General features: G+C 34.7%; 16 protein-coding genes. 9 read left to right on the top strand and 7 right to left on the bottom strand.

The features are described 5' to 3' along the window. Nucleotides 1-59: 59 nt before the first annotated feature. The gene (locus tag EYD45_RS09935; protein WP_130964390.1) at nucleotides 60-566 is read right to left on the bottom strand and encodes a heavy-metal-associated domain-containing protein; all 507 of its coding nucleotides are present in this window, start codon (nucleotides 564-566) and stop codon (nucleotides 60-62) included. A gap of 102 nt (nucleotides 567-668) precedes the next feature. Here EYD45_RS09935 and EYD45_RS09930 point away from each other — a divergent pair, with 102 nt between their 5' ends. From EYD45_RS09930 to EYD45_RS09910, 5 genes are all read left to right on the top strand, one after another. Then, a complete protein-coding gene (locus tag EYD45_RS09930; protein ID WP_130964441.1) occupies nucleotides 669-1544 on the top strand; it encodes a DMT family transporter in 876 nt (291 codons plus the stop codon). Nucleotides 1545-1705: 161 nt separating this feature from the next. Further along, nucleotides 1706-2158 (top strand): DUF4199 domain-containing protein, encoded by a 453-nt coding sequence (locus EYD45_RS09925; RefSeq protein WP_130964389.1) that lies wholly within the window; start codon nucleotides 1706-1708, stop codon nucleotides 2156-2158. 97 nt (nucleotides 2159-2255) lie between these two features. Beyond that, the gene (gene rplU / locus EYD45_RS09920) at nucleotides 2256-2948 is read left to right on the top strand and encodes a 50S ribosomal protein L21 (protein WP_130964388.1); all 693 of its coding nucleotides are present in this window, start codon (nucleotides 2256-2258) and stop codon (nucleotides 2946-2948) included. Nucleotides 2949-2985: 37 nt separating this feature from the next. Next, nucleotides 2986-3246 carry a 50S ribosomal protein L27 gene (gene rpmA / locus EYD45_RS09915; protein WP_076698461.1) on the top strand — a complete coding sequence of 87 codons (261 nt, stop codon included), beginning with the start codon at nucleotides 2986-2988 and terminating at the stop codon, nucleotides 3244-3246. Nucleotides 3247-3346: 100 nt separating this feature from the next. Continuing rightward, nucleotides 3347-3979 (top strand): outer membrane beta-barrel protein, encoded by a 633-nt coding sequence (locus tag EYD45_RS09910; protein ID WP_130964387.1) that lies wholly within the window; start codon nucleotides 3347-3349, stop codon nucleotides 3977-3979. 7 nt (nucleotides 3980-3986) lie between these two features. Here EYD45_RS09910 and EYD45_RS09905 read toward each other — a convergent pair whose 3' ends face one another. Beyond that, entirely contained in the window at nucleotides 3987-4457 is a 471-nt protein-coding gene (locus EYD45_RS09905) for a DUF1569 domain-containing protein (protein ID WP_130964386.1), read from the bottom strand. Between the two features lie 94 nt (nucleotides 4458-4551). Here EYD45_RS09905 and EYD45_RS09900 point away from each other — a divergent pair, with 94 nt between their 5' ends. The 3 genes from EYD45_RS09900 to EYD45_RS09890 all read left to right on the top strand — a co-directional run bounded on the left by EYD45_RS09900 (nucleotide 4552) and on the right by EYD45_RS09890 (nucleotide 6442). Further along, entirely contained in the window at nucleotides 4552-4821 is a 270-nt protein-coding gene (locus EYD45_RS09900; RefSeq protein ID WP_130964385.1) for a hypothetical protein, read from the top strand. A gap of 323 nt (nucleotides 4822-5144) precedes the next feature. Beyond that, nucleotides 5145-5672, top strand: a complete 528-nt coding sequence (locus tag EYD45_RS09895) for a hypothetical protein (protein ID WP_130964384.1) — start codon at nucleotides 5145-5147, stop codon at nucleotides 5670-5672. Further along, nucleotides 5672-6442, top strand: coding sequence for a hypothetical protein (locus EYD45_RS09890; RefSeq protein ID WP_207303305.1), 771 nt, complete (start codon nucleotides 5672-5674; stop codon nucleotides 6440-6442). The genes EYD45_RS09895 and EYD45_RS09890 overlap by 1 nt, the downstream gene beginning before the upstream one ends. Here EYD45_RS09890 and EYD45_RS09885 read toward each other — a convergent pair. The 3 genes from EYD45_RS09885 to EYD45_RS09875 all read right to left on the bottom strand — a co-directional run bounded on the left by EYD45_RS09885 (nucleotide 6429) and on the right by EYD45_RS09875 (nucleotide 8807). Further along, nucleotides 6429-6905, bottom strand: coding sequence for a very short patch repair endonuclease (locus EYD45_RS09885; protein ID WP_130964383.1), 477 nt, complete (start codon nucleotides 6903-6905; stop codon nucleotides 6429-6431). The genes EYD45_RS09890 and EYD45_RS09885 overlap by 14 nt on opposite strands. Nucleotides 6906-7053: 148 nt before the next feature. Further along, complete coding sequence (locus EYD45_RS09880; protein WP_130964382.1) at nucleotides 7054-8016, bottom strand: OmpA/MotB family protein; 963 nt, start codon at nucleotides 8014-8016, stop codon at nucleotides 7054-7056. A gap of 29 nt (nucleotides 8017-8045) precedes the next feature. Next, on the bottom strand, nucleotides 8046-8807 hold the full coding sequence (locus tag EYD45_RS09875) for an exodeoxyribonuclease III (protein ID WP_130964381.1): 762 nt from the start codon (nucleotides 8805-8807) through the stop codon (nucleotides 8046-8048). A 192-nt stretch (nucleotides 8808-8999) separates the two neighbouring features. On the opposite strand from EYD45_RS09875, the gene EYD45_RS09870 reads away from it, so the two are divergent. Further along, a complete protein-coding gene (locus EYD45_RS09870; RefSeq protein ID WP_130964380.1) occupies nucleotides 9000-12422 on the top strand; it encodes a hypothetical protein in 3423 nt (1140 codons plus the stop codon). Here EYD45_RS09870 and EYD45_RS09865 read toward each other — a convergent pair. Both EYD45_RS09865 and EYD45_RS09860 read right to left on the bottom strand, forming a co-directional pair. Continuing rightward, nucleotides 12419-13252, bottom strand: coding sequence for a M28 family peptidase (locus EYD45_RS09865; protein WP_233702605.1), 834 nt, complete (start codon nucleotides 13250-13252; stop codon nucleotides 12419-12421). The genes EYD45_RS09870 and EYD45_RS09865 overlap by 4 nt on opposite strands. 157 nt (nucleotides 13253-13409) lie before the next feature. Next, nucleotides 13410-14150 carry a succinate dehydrogenase/fumarate reductase iron-sulfur subunit gene (locus EYD45_RS09860; RefSeq protein ID WP_130964378.1) on the bottom strand — a complete coding sequence of 247 codons (741 nt, stop codon included), beginning with the start codon at nucleotides 14148-14150 and terminating at the stop codon, nucleotides 13410-13412. Nucleotides 14151-14158: the final 8 nt, after the last annotated feature.

Genomic DNA, 14158 nt, shown 5'->3' with positions numbered 1-14158 from the left:
GCGTTGATTCCTATTAAACTCTCATTCTCGCTAATACGGGAATCTAGATTTGGAACTTTTTAAGCTTTTTGGGCACAACAGGATTTATCACAATCCGCTTTACATGCCATTTTCTTGCCTTCTTTCGCAGCTTTTTTACAGCAGTCTTTCTCACATCCTGGTTTGCAAACTTTTGCCTTGGCTTCACTTGAAAAAGCCTCTACAGTTTTCATATCGCTCACTTTGTAGATATCGGCAACACTAGTTACTGTTTCCTCTAGGCTATTAGGATTTACTTTGGCTTCATCATATTCTACCATTGCCAATTCGTTTTTAAAATCAACTTTAGCAAACTTAACACCATCCATTTTGGCAATTTTTTTCTGAATAGTAGCAGCGCAACCTATTTCGCAAGTCATACCTTTTACCGTAAATTCTGCTTTTGCATAAGTAGCGTTTGGATCTAATTGTTTTTGCACTGTAGTTTCAACGTCTACAGTCTTTACTTCAGCCTCTTTATTATTTTTACAACTTGTAACTAAAAGTAGACACAAAGCACTGGCGATTATGTATTTTATAGTTTTCATTTAAATTGGGTTTTTAAAATTTATGTTACAAAATTACTAAATAATGTAAATTATTGCGTTAAAAACGAGACTTTTGTGTCTTTAAAACAAAAGGCGCTTGCTATGGCTGGAAATTCCCTTAAATGGGTATATCTTATTATACTATCTCTTATTTGGGGAAGCTCCTTCATTCTTATTAAAAAAGGTTTAGTAGGCCTAACACCTGTTCAACTTGGGGCTATTCGCATTATTTTTACGGCTGTTTTCTTATTTATCGTTGGTTTTAAACGTGTAAAATCCATCAGATTAAGAGATTGGAAATGGGTAGTACTTACAGGACTTTTAGGTACTTTTTTTCCATCTTTCCTGTTTGCCTTTGCAGAAACCGAGATAGACAGTTCGGTTGCTTCAATTTTAAATTCGTTGGTACCCTTAAACACTATTATTTTAGGTTTCTTTATATTCAATATTAAATCTACCAAACGTCAGGTTTTAGGAGTTTTCATTGGTTTAGTTGGAACGTTACTGCTTATACTAAATGGCGCATCATTAAATCCAAATCAAAACTACCTGTATGCCGCTTTCGTTATCATTGCTACACTTATGTACGCTGCAAGTGTCAATATTTTAAAGCGTTATTTGCAACATGTAAACGCACTTACCATAGCTGTAGGTAATTTTGTTGCAATTTTCATACCTGCTATCATCATATTGGGTTTTTCTGGTTTCTTTACATATGAAGTGTTATCTGCACCTACCTTAAAACCCGCATTATTGTACATGGTGATTCTGTCTTTATTTGGTACAGCAATAGCCAAAGTAATGTTTAATAGACTGGTACATATCGCTACACCTGTATTTGCATCTTCGGTAACATATTTAATGCCAATAATTGCTGTATTTTGGGGTGTTTTAGATGGTGAGCGTTTTGGGTTTTTACAGGCCGTGGCAACTTTGATTATCTTAATTGGAGTCTATCTAGCGCACAAACGAAAGTAGCTCTCAATTCTGATTAATCTTCCATAAAATTATTAGAAGTCATTTTTTTTTGCGAACTTTAAGTGATTTGAAAAAGTTAAACAGACCAATCTATTTGAATAGTAACAATTGTTGTTACTGGTAAAACGCAATTTTAGAAACAATTAAAAATTTAACTTTTTATGAAAAATTTGATACTTCCAATTCGGTTTGGCTTAGTTACAAGTGCAGTGTTAATAGCATATTTCTTAGTGCTAGCACTATTTAATAAACACACAAATCCCGCATTTAGCTTAGTAAATGCTGCCATTACGCTTTTTGGTATTTACGAAGCAGTAAAAGTGAGCAAACTGCAATTTCCTTCTGAATTTTCATATGGAGAAGGTTTTAAAATTGGATTAATAACAGGAGGTATAGCTACCATAGTTTTTACATTGTTTTTCCTATTATATGCTACAGAAATCAATGCCGACTTTCTTCCTGTTTTGTTAGAGAAAATGAATTGGGGGTTTAAGTCGCATATTGGCCTAATCGTATTCATAGTAGCCATCATGGGACTATCAACTACACTTGTATCTTCACTCACAGTAATGCAACTTTTTAAAAAGAGCAATAATTACGTTGAAAATAAGTAAAACGTTTGTAGATTAATTAATTAGAATTATATTTGCACCCGCCTTAGGAATTTTAAGGTGTTTTAGAATATAAATTAATTAATAAAAACGTTACGCTATGTACGCAATTGTAGAGATAGCAGGGCATCAATTTAAAGTTGAAAAAGACCAAAAAGTTTTTGTTAATCGTTTACAAACAGAAGAAGGTAAGAAAGTGTCTTTCGATAACGTTCTTTTAATTGGAGATGGTGACAAGGTAACTGTAGGCGCCCCAGCTATAAACGGCGCTCAAGTAGGAGCAAAAGTCGTTAAGCACCTTAAAGGAGACAAGGTGATAGTTTTCAAGAAGAAAAGACGTAAAGGTTACCGTGTTAAGAATGGTCACCGTCAGTCTTTAACTGAAATTATTATTGAAAACATCGTAGCTTCAGGAGCTAAGCCAGCTAAAAAGGCAGCACCTAAGAAAGAGGCTAAAAAAGCTGAGCCAAAAGTAGAGGCAAAAGCTGCAGCACCGAAAGCAGAAGCTAAACCAAAAGCTGCACCTAAAAAGCCATCAGCTAAGGCAAAAAAAGATGATTTAAAGAAAATTGAAGGTATTGGACCAAAAATCGCTTCAACATTAGCTGAAGTAGGTATTGCTACTTTCGCTGACTTAGCAAAAGCTAAACCAGAAGCAATTTCTGAAATCATTGCAAACGTTCGTGGTAATCACGTTACCGATACATGGCCAGCACAAGCTAAATTGGCTGCCGAAGGTAAGTGGGACGAGCTTAAAAAATGGCAAGACGAATTAGATGGTGGTAAAGCATAAGCTTTTCATCAAGTTTAAAACATAAAATCGAAGTAAAATGGCACATAAAAAAGGAGTCGGAAGTTCGAAAAACGGTAGAGAATCAGAATCGAAACGCTTAGGTGTTAAGATTTTTGGTGGTCAAGCAGCAATCGCTGGAAACATTATCGTAAGACAAAGAGGAAATACTCATCACCCAGGTGAAAATGTGTATTCTTCTAAAGACCATACATTACATGCCAAAGTTGATGGTATTGTAAAATTTACAAAGAAAAAAGACAATAAGTCTTATGTTTCTATAGAGCCTTTTGAGGCTTAAGGAACCGTTTTCTTTAAAAGTATAAAAACCCTTTCTAATTTAGAGAGGGTTTTTTATTTTAGAATTAATTACCTTTATAATTCAATCAAAATCATTAAAAATGAAAAGAAAAGATACCTTCTATCTTTTGCTATTTTTATTCACATTTTCAGGTCTTTTTTCTCAGGTTAAATTTAATGTAGGAGCTAACTTTGGTGGACAAATCTCTAGCTTAAAGGGAGTGGAGAATGAAACCGAAACTGATTTTAGTTTAGTACCAATGTTTGGTGTTAACCTAGAGCTATGTATAAGTCCTTCTGTTTCCATTATAACAGGTATTAATTTTGAACGTTGGAAAAAGAAGAGAGAAATAAACCTTGACCCATCCGTTTTACCTGAACCTATTTTTAGTTTCACAGAAGGCTATGATTTTTACAACGTTCCATTTCTAATTAGATATAAATTTGGCGGAAATAAAGATTTCTTCATTGATGGCGGAGCATTTATGAATTACTTTAATAAGGGTAGACCAAATGACAGGTTTGGTTCATTATTTATTCAATTTGAAGACTATAATTTAGGGGCAGTTTTAGGCGTAGGAAAAAATTTTGATTTAACTGAAAGGATAGATTTAGCAATTCAATTGAGAAATGAACTTGGTTTTACGGATGTTAATAAATATGAATGGGAGGTTACAGGAGATGTAAAAACAAATACAACAAGGCTGATAGCTACTGTAAGTTATCAATTGTAGTATGTATTTACGCTAAAATATCCCGAACTATTTTCAAATGATGATGGGTGTGCATCTGCAAAAATTTTAAGGTTTGCTTTTTAGAGAGTTTACCGAAAATGAAATGTTTAAAATATACCGTTTCAGGAGATTTTAACAATGCATCTAAATTTGTTTTAGCGGCATGAAGTTGAGCATATAAGTCTTCATCCAAAATTGTTTCAGGCGGCTGTACTATTCTGGGTGCTTTTACTCTTCCCCTTGGAATATAATTTATTGGAAATAAAACCGTACGCCAAAAATTAAATTTTGGTTCATAATCTTTTGGATTAGAATTTATAGTCCATTCACAAACCGCATTAAAGACCTTTAAACTATGGTCTAGCTGCCAACCTATAGTTGCTTTTGAAACAGAGCTATTGTTAAGGTCTTTATTTGAAATGTAACCCTCTATTTCAGATAAAAGTCGTTTTAAAATTTTGATGCGTTCGGTGTTCATAACTTAAAATATTTCAAAAGATATTGATAAAATTCTTAACTTTAGTGTATTGCATTGGCAATTTAGAATATGTTTCACTTAAAATTTTATGCTTATGCTACCGTTTAGATCTGAAATTAGAAACTCCCCAACGCAGCCTACAATTAAGATTTTCTTAAGTGATGAATCCTTAGATGCACGCATTAAAAAGCATTTGGAGCATTTTAAGGAAATAGAAGAAATAGAAATCAGGGAGAGCATCGGTCAAAATAGGGTAAATGAAAACATTACTGTATTTCTAAAGGACGATGTAGATATCAATAAAATGAAAAAATCTATCGATTCTAGTTTATGGTGGTATTTTGAGGAGGATTTGGTGGATTAAAACAAATAATTGCTTTAGTAACAATATACTTCAGTGAGTTTGAGTTATGATATTAATTCAAACTCATTTTTATTAAATCAATTTTATTAATATTAGTCTTTTCTTTCGTTTTTGGATGTCAGAATTCGAAGAAGAATAATGAGCACTTTGCAAATTCTGCACAAATTGTCGATGGCATATCAAAACTTGATATTACCGTTTTAGATAGTTCTAAACTAGGCATCAATTTCAATAAAAGAGAAGATTATAACTCATTAAAAAGTACAATCTTATCACGCAGATCAGGTTTTAAGGAATTATATGATAATAATCCTGTAAAAGCAATGGATAGTGCCTCCAAATTTCTTTACGTTAAATTAATTAATGATATAGTACCGCATTGGTATGATACTACTTGGGATTTTAATGGACATACCAATATTCCTAACGAGGGCGATATTGCCTGTGGTTATTTTGTGTCAACAACTTTAAAACATTTAGGTTTTAATTTAAACAGATATAAAATGGCGCAACAAGCAGGTTTAATTGCAGCTCAAGTTTTACAATCTAAAGATGAATTGAAACGATTTTCAAATCTATCTTTTGAAACCTTAAAGCAGAAATTGAATAGTGTTTATGCTGATGGCATTTACTTTGTAGGATTAGATAATCACGTTGGTTATATTCTTATTAAAGACAAAGAGCTTTATTTTTTACACTCCAGTTATTATGACGATAAAGTAATGATTGAACCTGCGGAAACATCTCCATGTTTCAGTTCAAGCTTTTATGTATTTGCCGAAATAACTACTAATAAAGATTTGATTAAAAAATGGATTTTAAATACTCGTTTAGAAATACCTGTTTCTTAATGAAACAACCCTTACTCATACTATTTTTTGTAGCTTTTAATTTAAGTTTCGGCCAAACCAAATCTAAAGTAAAAACCATTCATGTATTTGTTGCTTTATGTGACAACGCAAACCAAGGTATTGTGCCTGTTCCTGAAAAATTAGGAAACGGTCAGGATCCCAAAAACAATTTATATTGGGGAGCTATGTATGGCATGAAAAGTTATTTTAAGCGAAGTAAAGACTGGGTATTAATATCTTCAACCAAAAACCCAGAACCTCATATCCTAGAGCGAATTTTGTTTAAACATGCTACTAAACATACGTATCTGCTCGCGGATGCCTATGATGGAAAGTATATTAAACAAACTACCAAAGATTATTTGGAAGCCACAGCAGGACGAAACCCTATTGCGATAACAAACAATAAGAAAGTATTGAAGTTTGGAGGTGGTGCGGATTTGATAGCTTATATCGGACACGACGGCTTAATGGAATTTGATGTGTCTGGTAAATTTGAACCGATTAATACAGAAAATAGAGATGCCATTATTCTAGCTTGCGTGAGTAAAAGTTATTTTAAACCATATTTGGAACAAACCAAAGCTAATCCGTTGGTGTGGTCAACCGGATTAATGTCTCCTGAAGCCTATACTTTGAAATGGGCTTTGGACGGTTGGGTGTTAAATGAAACCGATGTAGAAATTCGTGAACGTGCCGCAAAAGCGTATCATCATTATCAAAAATGTGGTATTAACGGTGCTAAGAGATTATTGGTTACTGGATATTGATATCTTCTGTATCCAAATACATCAGTACGTCATTTATACAAGTCTTCAAGTTGTTTTTAATTTCGTGTGTCCAAAATCGAAATATAGTAAAACCCATATCTTTCAATTGTTGGTTGACTTCCCTGTCCCGTTGCATATTTCGTTCTATTTTTGGAATCCAAAACTCGCGATTGCTTTTTAGCCTGGGTTTACGCTCGTCCCAATTGTATCCGTGCCAAAATTCACCATCAATAAAAACAGCTAGTTTATATTTTTTAATGGACACATCAGGTTTCCCAGGAAGCGATTTGCAATCCACCCGATAACGTACACCCGATTTCCATAATGCCCTACGAAAACGCATTTCTGGCTTTGTGTTCTTACCCCTAATCTTGCTCATTATTTTTGAGCGTTTTTTTGTGGTGTAAAAACCAGATGCCTCGTTAAATCTTGGGACTTTTATTTTGGAGTCTTCATAACCCATAGCACTATTAAAAATACTAAATAGGAATTAAAATACCGTAGTTCCTAGATTGAATAGCTCCTAAACTACAAAATCCCAAATCTCGATATTATCGAAACTTAGGATTTAATTAAAGTCTTTATTTGTATAACTCTATTTCTTGAAAATTTTATTGCTCATTCAACAACCTAGAAAGCTCATCCAACTTTGGTGTTAAAATCACCTCTATTCGCCTGTTTTTTGCTTTTCCTTCTTCGGTAGTATTTGATGCTATTGGGGCATACTCGCCACGACCGGCAGCAGTCAAATTTTCAGGGTTTATGGCCGTATTCTCTCTTAAAATATTAACGATTGCGGTAGCTCTCTTGGTAGATAAATCCCAGTTGCTTGTCAAAGCACCATTACCAGAATAGGGGACATTATCGGTATGACCTTCAATTAGTACTGCGATATCTGGGTTTTCAGCTAACACATTACCAAGACTTCTTACCGCCGTTTTTCCATCGGCGTTTACTGCCCAACTTCCAGACTGGAACAATAGCTTATTTTCCATAGACACATATACCTTCCCTCCTCGTTGCTCAACCGTTAATCCTTTGCCTTCAAAGTCGGTTAAGGCGCGCGAAATGGCGTTTTTTAATTGTGTCATCGCCGCATCCTTGGTGGCAATTACATTTTCTAGTTCCGCAATACGATTAGAACGTTCTTCTAAAGCCTTTTTCAATTTTTCTAAACGCTCGTTTTCGGCCGCTAAGGCTTGCTCTTTGGCTTCTAATTGCGCTAAGAGCTCTCTGTTTTTTTGAGAATTTTTAGCAATCGCAGCAGAACTATTCTTTTCCAATGCTGCATAGGAGGCTTTTAAATTATCTAAGTTTGATTTCGTGGCAGCATAATCACTTCGCAACTGGTCGCGTTCTGCAACAGCTTCATCATAAGCTGCTTGCAGCTGCTTCAATTCATTTTCGGCAGCCGTTTTTCCAGCTAATAGCGATTCATTATCCTTAGATAGTTTTCTGTTCTCTTGCTTTAAGGTGGCATACTTGCTTTCTAAATCTTTGTATACTTTTGGCGATACACATGAGGTAACTAGCACCAAGCCAACTATAAGTAATGCAATTTGTTTGATTTTCATTTGGGTTGTTTTTTAACTGATTTATAGGTTTAATTCTCTATTTCTAACAAAATCGGACAGTGATCACTATGCACTGCTTCGGTTAGTATAACGGCTCTTTTTATATTTTCTTGTAATGGTTCAGAAACCATAGCATAATCTAATCGCCAACCCTTGTTATTGGCTCTAGCACTAGCACGATAACTCCACCAGCTATACTCTTGTCTTTCAGGGTTCAAATGTCGAAATGAATCGATAAATCCGCTATCGATAAATTGCCCAATCCACTCGCGCTCTACAGGTAAAAACCCCGATACGCCTTTCATTTTTGGATTATGGATATCTATTTCTTCATGACAAATATTATAATCGCCACAAATCACCAAATTCGGAATATCTTTCTTCAAACCATTTATATACCCCTGAAACATGTCCATGTAATCCAACTTATGTTGCAAACGGGCATCGTTTGTCCCTGATGGTAAATACAAACTCATCACCGAAACACCGTCAAAATCTACCCTCAAATTTCGACCCTCAAAATCCATGGATTCAATACCTGTACCATACTCTACATGATTGGGTTCTGTCTTGCTAAGTATCGCTACACCACTATATCCTTTTTTTTGTGCACTAAACCAATAATGATAGGTATAACCAGCTTCTTCAAAAAGGCTTAAATCTAACTGCTCTTTCATCGCCTTTATTTCCTGTAAACAAATCACATCTGGATCAGCACTTTTTAACCAATCAACAAAACCTTTGTTTATGGCAGCTCTAATACCATTTACGTTATACGATATAATTTTCATATGTTACAATTAGTATTTCAGCTAAAATAAATAATACGTTACTTTTACGCTATAATTAAACAAAGGAGTTTTAACGAATTCTATTAACATTCCGCTAATTACGGAATTAGTTCAACCATCAATTCAAATTTCAATAAATTTAAATTGGGTTTCACTAAAAATATTTTAAGCATATCGTAGTTTAAATACCTGATGAAGTATGTATTGCTATTTACGTTTGTTCTAGTTAGTTTTGGCGGTTTTGCGCAAAACCAAAACAGCAAATACAAAACTAAAAAAGTTGCGGTTAGGGATACTATTTTAGTGGATAGTGTAAGTATCAATTCCAGTTGGTTTTCTGTAAAGACCAAAAACAATATAATTCTAGATGCTTCATATTACGATATTGATTTTTCTAAAGCCAAATTGGTGTTTAAAAAGCCTCTTGCGGGCGACACTATAATCATCAACTATTTAAAGTTCCCTGAATTTCTCACTAAAACGTACAAGCAATTAGATGAAAGTATCATTGTGAAAAATAATGATGGTGCAGATAAACTGTATCAACTATCCCAATCCAATACTTCTAGAAATTTTGTACCATTCGATGGTTTAACTACTTCGGGAAGTATTTCGCGTGGTGTGACTGTTGGAAACAATCAAAATTCAGTTTTAAATAGCGAGTTAGATCTTCAAATTACAGGAAAACTCAATGATAGAGTATCGTTAAGGGCATCCATACAAGATGCCAATATCCCTTTACAAGAAAGTGGTTACAGCCAGCGTTTGGATGAATTTGACCAAGTATTTATAGAACTTTTTAGCGACAATTGGAACATTCGTGCAGGTGATATTGATTTGCAAAACAATAATTCGTTTTTCGGTGCTTTTTCCAAACGTGTGCAAGGGCTTTCCATTAATGCTAACTTAGGCGGTAACGATTCTCAAACCAACGTATTTGCTGCTGGCGCCTTGGTACGTGGGCAATTTACCACGAGCCAGTTTATTGCTCAGGAAGGCAACCAAGGGCCTTATAAACTGCAGGGACAAAATGGCGAATTGTTTGTGCTCATTGTATCGGGTAGTGAAACAGTATATGTAAACGGTATTCCTCTGGAGCGTGGGGAGGATAAAGATTATATTATAGACTATAACGCCGGTGAAATCATTTTCAACACCACATTTCCCATAACTTCTGAAATGCGAATTACCGTAGATTACCAATTTAGCGACAGAGACTATTCGCGCTTAGTGGCTTATGGTGGCGGAAATTACAGCAGTGATAAATTGAAAATAGGGGTTTCAGTTTATTCCGAAAGGGATGCTAAAAACCAACCGTTGCAGCAAAATTTATCAGAGAGCCAAGTGCAGATTTTATCAAATGCTGGTGACGACAGAACGCAGATGATTGCTCCTTCTGAAATTGAGGAATCTTTCAGCGAAAATCGAATTCTATATAGAAAAGATATTATTGGCGGCAATGAAATTTTTGTATTCTCTAATGATCCAAATGATGAACTATTTCGGGTATCATTTACACTTGTGGGACCAAATCAAGGTGATTATGTACTATCCAACACCAGTACTATTAACAATATTTATGAGTATGCCGGAGAGTTACAAGGTAATTACGCACCAATAGTCCAGCTGGTCGCACCCGTAAAATTACAAATGACTGTTGTAAATGGAAATTATACGCCTTCTGAGAAAACCTCAGTTGCTTTTGAAATGGCAGGCAGTAAAAACGATTTGAATTTATTTTCAAATTTAGATGATGATAACAACGATGGCTTTGCAGGAAAAATTAAGGTAGCACAACACCTCATCAAAAAAGATAGTCTTTGGAATATGGATGCCTACGTAAATGCAGATTATATTCAGGATAACTTTAGAAGTATTGAAATTTTATATAATGCTGAGTTTAATCGTGATTGGAATTTGGAACAACCCAGAGGGAATCAACGTGTTGGTGAACTTGGAAGTCAAACATTCCTTAACACAGGCATAAATCTTTTCCACTACAAAAAAGGACGCATTAATTATGAATTTGAATATCTGGATTTTGCCAAAGGGTTTAATGGAAACCGGCATATTTTAAATGCAGATTTACTTTTGAAAAATCTAAGAATTAGTTCACGAACCAGTGTTTTAGATGCCGAATCTAGTATAAACAGATCTTCGTTTTTACGGTCTCATAATGTTGTTGCTTATAACATGAAAAAAAGTTGGGTAGGCGCAAAATTCTCCGTTGAAGACAATGTACAAACTGAAATTGCCACCGAAACCTTAACACCTTTAAGTCAGAAATTCACATCCTATGAGGGCTTTTTTGGCATTGGAGATAGCACAAAGGTTTTTGCTCAATTAGGCTACAAGCATCGCGTAAACGACAGTATTAGAAACAATCAGTTGAAAAAAGTGAATACATCTAACACGTTTTATATAGATTCTCGACTTGTTCAAAATAAAAACACAAACTTATCGCTTTATGCTAATTACAGAACCTTAAATCAAGAAGATGAGAGCATTGAGGACGAAAATTCATTAAACTCAAGGTTGCAGTATAATCAGAAACTATTCAAAAATATTGTGCAATCTAATACAGTTTTTGAAACCAATTCGGGTACTCTACCACAACAGGATTTTACTTATGTAGAAGTAGAACCTGGACAAGGCACCTATACTTGGATTGATTATAATGAAAACGGCATTCAAGAATTGGAAGAGTTTGAAATTGCGCAATTTACAGATCAAGGCACCTATATTCGCGTACTACTGCCTAATAGAGTTTTTATAAAAACACATCAAAATCGTTTCAGTCAAACACTAACGATCAATCCTGCACAATGGCGTGTTTCAGAAAAAAAGTCTCAAAAATTCTGGTCGCACTTTTATAATCAGACCAGTTATCTAATAGACAGAAAAATTCAAAGAAATGGTAGTAATTTCAACCTAAACCCTTTTGAAAGTGATGCTGAAAACCAACTTGGATTACAACTCAACTTTAGAAATGTACTTTTCTTTAATCGTGGCAAACAGAAGTATACCACGTCATATACTTACCTCTCGAACAAATCTAGTAACACACTATCGGTTGGACTCCTGAAAAATAATTTAAGGAGCCATCAGCTAAACTTCAACCATAAAATACAAGAAAGTTGGCTCATAACCTTTCAAACGGCCATTGGCTCCAATGAAAGTTCTAGTGAGAATTTCACCAGTAAAAATTTTAAGTTTGATGAAGCGTTGCTTAATCCAAAATTATCTTACCTATTCAATGAAAATAGTCGTTTTGACATTTTTTATCAGTACACCGTAAAAGATAATACTATCGGTAGCCTAGAATCTTTACAACAGCAAAAATTTGGTTTGGGTTTCAACTTTTCCAAAAATGAAAAAGGGGCTATTAACGGTGAAGTGAACTATTTTTCAAATGATTTTACTGGAAGCCCAAATACACCTGTAGCGTTTCAAATGCTTGAAGGCCTACAACCTGGAAATAACTTTACGTGGACGCTATTAGCGCAAAAAAAGCTTACTAAGTTTCTGGATTTAAACTTAAGCTACTTTGGCAGAAAGACCGAAACTAGCAGAACCATTCATACAGGAAATATCCAATTGAAAGCTTATTTTTAGAAAGCTATTTGGTCTACTGAATTAAACATCAAAATGATTTGATGCACTGCTTCTTTATAAAAATCTGGATGAATATTCTCGAAGTCATCAGTATGCTTATGGTAATCCTTATGATCGGCTACGCCTAAATACAAAAAGGGGATTTGCTTTCTATAAAATGATGCATGGTCTGAGGCATAAGTCCAATCTTCTAAACCATCCGTTCCATCATGACCAAACGTTAATAATATGTCTTTTGACGATTGCTTCACTTCTCGTAATGCATTATTTAAAAGTTCACTGTCTTTTGGTCTCACCATAAATAGTTCTTTTTTATTGCTTCTGCTTATCATATCCATATTAATGTTGAACACCAGTTTCTCCGTTGCAACTATCGGATTATTTACATAATATTTAGATCCCTCCAGCCCTAATTCTTCTGCATCAAAAGCAGCTAAAATGACGGAATGCCTTGGTGGGAACTTCTTAAAATATTCCGCGAAAGCGATAAGGGCAGATACCCCTGAAGCATTATCATCTGCACCGTTGTGAACTATATTATTTTGAATGCCTAAATGGTCGTAATGTGCACTTATAACAATATACTTATCTGGATTTGAAGTACCTTTTACAGTTCCTAAAATATTGGTACCTTGATAATCTTTATTGGCATAAGAAAAATTGAAGTTTTGCTCAAATAAAGTATCTAGTGGCTTAACATCGAAGTTTTGAAATTGTTTAATAATATAAGTTCTAGCCTTTTTTGAACCATTAGTGCCAGTCTTTCGGCCTTCATACGTATCAGATGATAAAATTTGAAGATGTTCCAGTAACATATCTTTACTAAACATCGATTTATTCTGGCTACAGCTAAACTGCCCAAAAGTTATTAAGACAAGCAGTAGCAGGCTTTTAAATTTCAACATAATTAAACATAAATGATGTAGAAGATAAAGAAAAAAGGCTCATATGTGGAATATGAGCCCTTTTTAATTTATATATTTATTATTAAATAGATGCTTTTAAAAGCTCTCTATTCATTCTTGCAATATTATCAAGAGAAATGCCTTTAGGGCATTCAACTTCACAAGCTCCAGTGTTCGTGCAATTACCAAAGCCTTCCAAATCCATTTGAGCTACCATGTTTTTAACACGGTCTGCTGCCTCAACTTGTCCTTGAGGTAACAAGGCATACTGAGAAACTTTTGCTCCAACAAATAACATTGCAGAACTATTTTTACAAGTAGCTACACAAGCACCACAACCAATACATGTTGCAGCATCCATAGCTTCATCTGCCGCGTGTTTTGAAATAGGAATTGCATTTGCGTCCTGCGTATTACCAGAGGTATTCACAGAAATGTAACCTCCTGCATGTTGGATTCTATCAAAAGCACTTCTGTCTACTACTAAATCTTTTATCACTGGGAATGCAGCTGCTCTAAATGGTTCTATTGTAATCGTATCACCATCGTTGAACATTCGCATGTGCAATTGGCATGTTGTGATACCTCTATCTGGACCGTGTGCTTCACCATTTATATACATAGAACACATCCCACAGATACCTTCACGACAATCATGATCGAAAGCTACTGGTTCTTCACCTTTAACTACCAATTGTTCATTCAAAACATCCATCATCTCCAAAAAAGACATATGCTCCGAAATTTCAGTAACTTTATAATCTACCATTTGACCCTTTGAACTTGAGTCTTTCTGTCTCCAAATTTTAAGTGTTAAATTCATAGCATCTT

It is taken from the genome of Hyunsoonleella flava, from assembly GCF_004310325.1.
Taxonomy (GTDB): domain Bacteria; phylum Bacteroidota; class Bacteroidia; order Flavobacteriales; family Flavobacteriaceae; genus Jejuia; species Jejuia flava.
The sequence above is the reverse complement of the archived record's forward strand: the minus strand, read 5'-3'. Positions and strand labels throughout refer to the sequence as shown.

Excerpts from the sequence above, each read along its gene's own strand:
- EYD45_RS09935 (WP_130964390.1), bottom strand. The coding sequence starts at position 566 with ATGAAAACTATAAAATACATAATCGCCAGTGCTTTGTGTCTACTTTTA.
- EYD45_RS09930 (WP_130964441.1), top strand. The coding sequence starts at position 669 with ATGGCTGGAAATTCCCTTAAATGGGTATATCTTATTATACTATCTCTT.
- EYD45_RS09925 (WP_130964389.1), top strand. The coding sequence starts at position 1,706 with ATGAAAAATTTGATACTTCCAATTCGGTTTGGCTTAGTTACAAGTGCA.
- rplU (WP_130964388.1), top strand. The coding sequence starts at position 2,256 with ATGTACGCAATTGTAGAGATAGCAGGGCATCAATTTAAAGTTGAAAAA.
- rpmA (WP_076698461.1), top strand. The coding sequence starts at position 2,986 with ATGGCACATAAAAAAGGAGTCGGAAGTTCGAAAAACGGTAGAGAATCA.
- EYD45_RS09910 (WP_130964387.1), top strand. The coding sequence starts at position 3,347 with ATGAAAAGAAAAGATACCTTCTATCTTTTGCTATTTTTATTCACATTT.
- EYD45_RS09905 (WP_130964386.1), bottom strand. The coding sequence starts at position 4,457 with ATGAACACCGAACGCATCAAAATTTTAAAACGACTTTTATCTGAAATA.
- EYD45_RS09900 (WP_130964385.1), top strand. The coding sequence starts at position 4,552 with ATGCTACCGTTTAGATCTGAAATTAGAAACTCCCCAACGCAGCCTACA.
- EYD45_RS09895 (WP_130964384.1), top strand. The coding sequence starts at position 5,145 with ATGGATAGTGCCTCCAAATTTCTTTACGTTAAATTAATTAATGATATA.
- EYD45_RS09890 (WP_207303305.1), top strand. The coding sequence starts at position 5,672 with ATGAAACAACCCTTACTCATACTATTTTTTGTAGCTTTTAATTTAAGT.
- EYD45_RS09885 (WP_130964383.1), bottom strand. The coding sequence starts at position 6,905 with ATGGGTTATGAAGACTCCAAAATAAAAGTCCCAAGATTTAACGAGGCA.
- EYD45_RS09880 (WP_130964382.1), bottom strand. The coding sequence starts at position 8,016 with ATGAAAATCAAACAAATTGCATTACTTATAGTTGGCTTGGTGCTAGTT.
- EYD45_RS09875 (WP_130964381.1), bottom strand. The coding sequence starts at position 8,807 with ATGAAAATTATATCGTATAACGTAAATGGTATTAGAGCTGCCATAAAC.
- EYD45_RS09870 (WP_130964380.1), top strand. The coding sequence starts at position 9,000 with ATGAAGTATGTATTGCTATTTACGTTTGTTCTAGTTAGTTTTGGCGGT.
- EYD45_RS09865 (WP_233702605.1), bottom strand. The coding sequence starts at position 13,252 with ATGTTTAGTAAAGATATGTTACTGGAACATCTTCAAATTTTATCATCT.
- EYD45_RS09860 (WP_130964378.1), bottom strand. The coding sequence starts at position 14,150 with ATGAATTTAACACTTAAAATTTGGAGACAGAAAGACTCAAGTTCAAAG.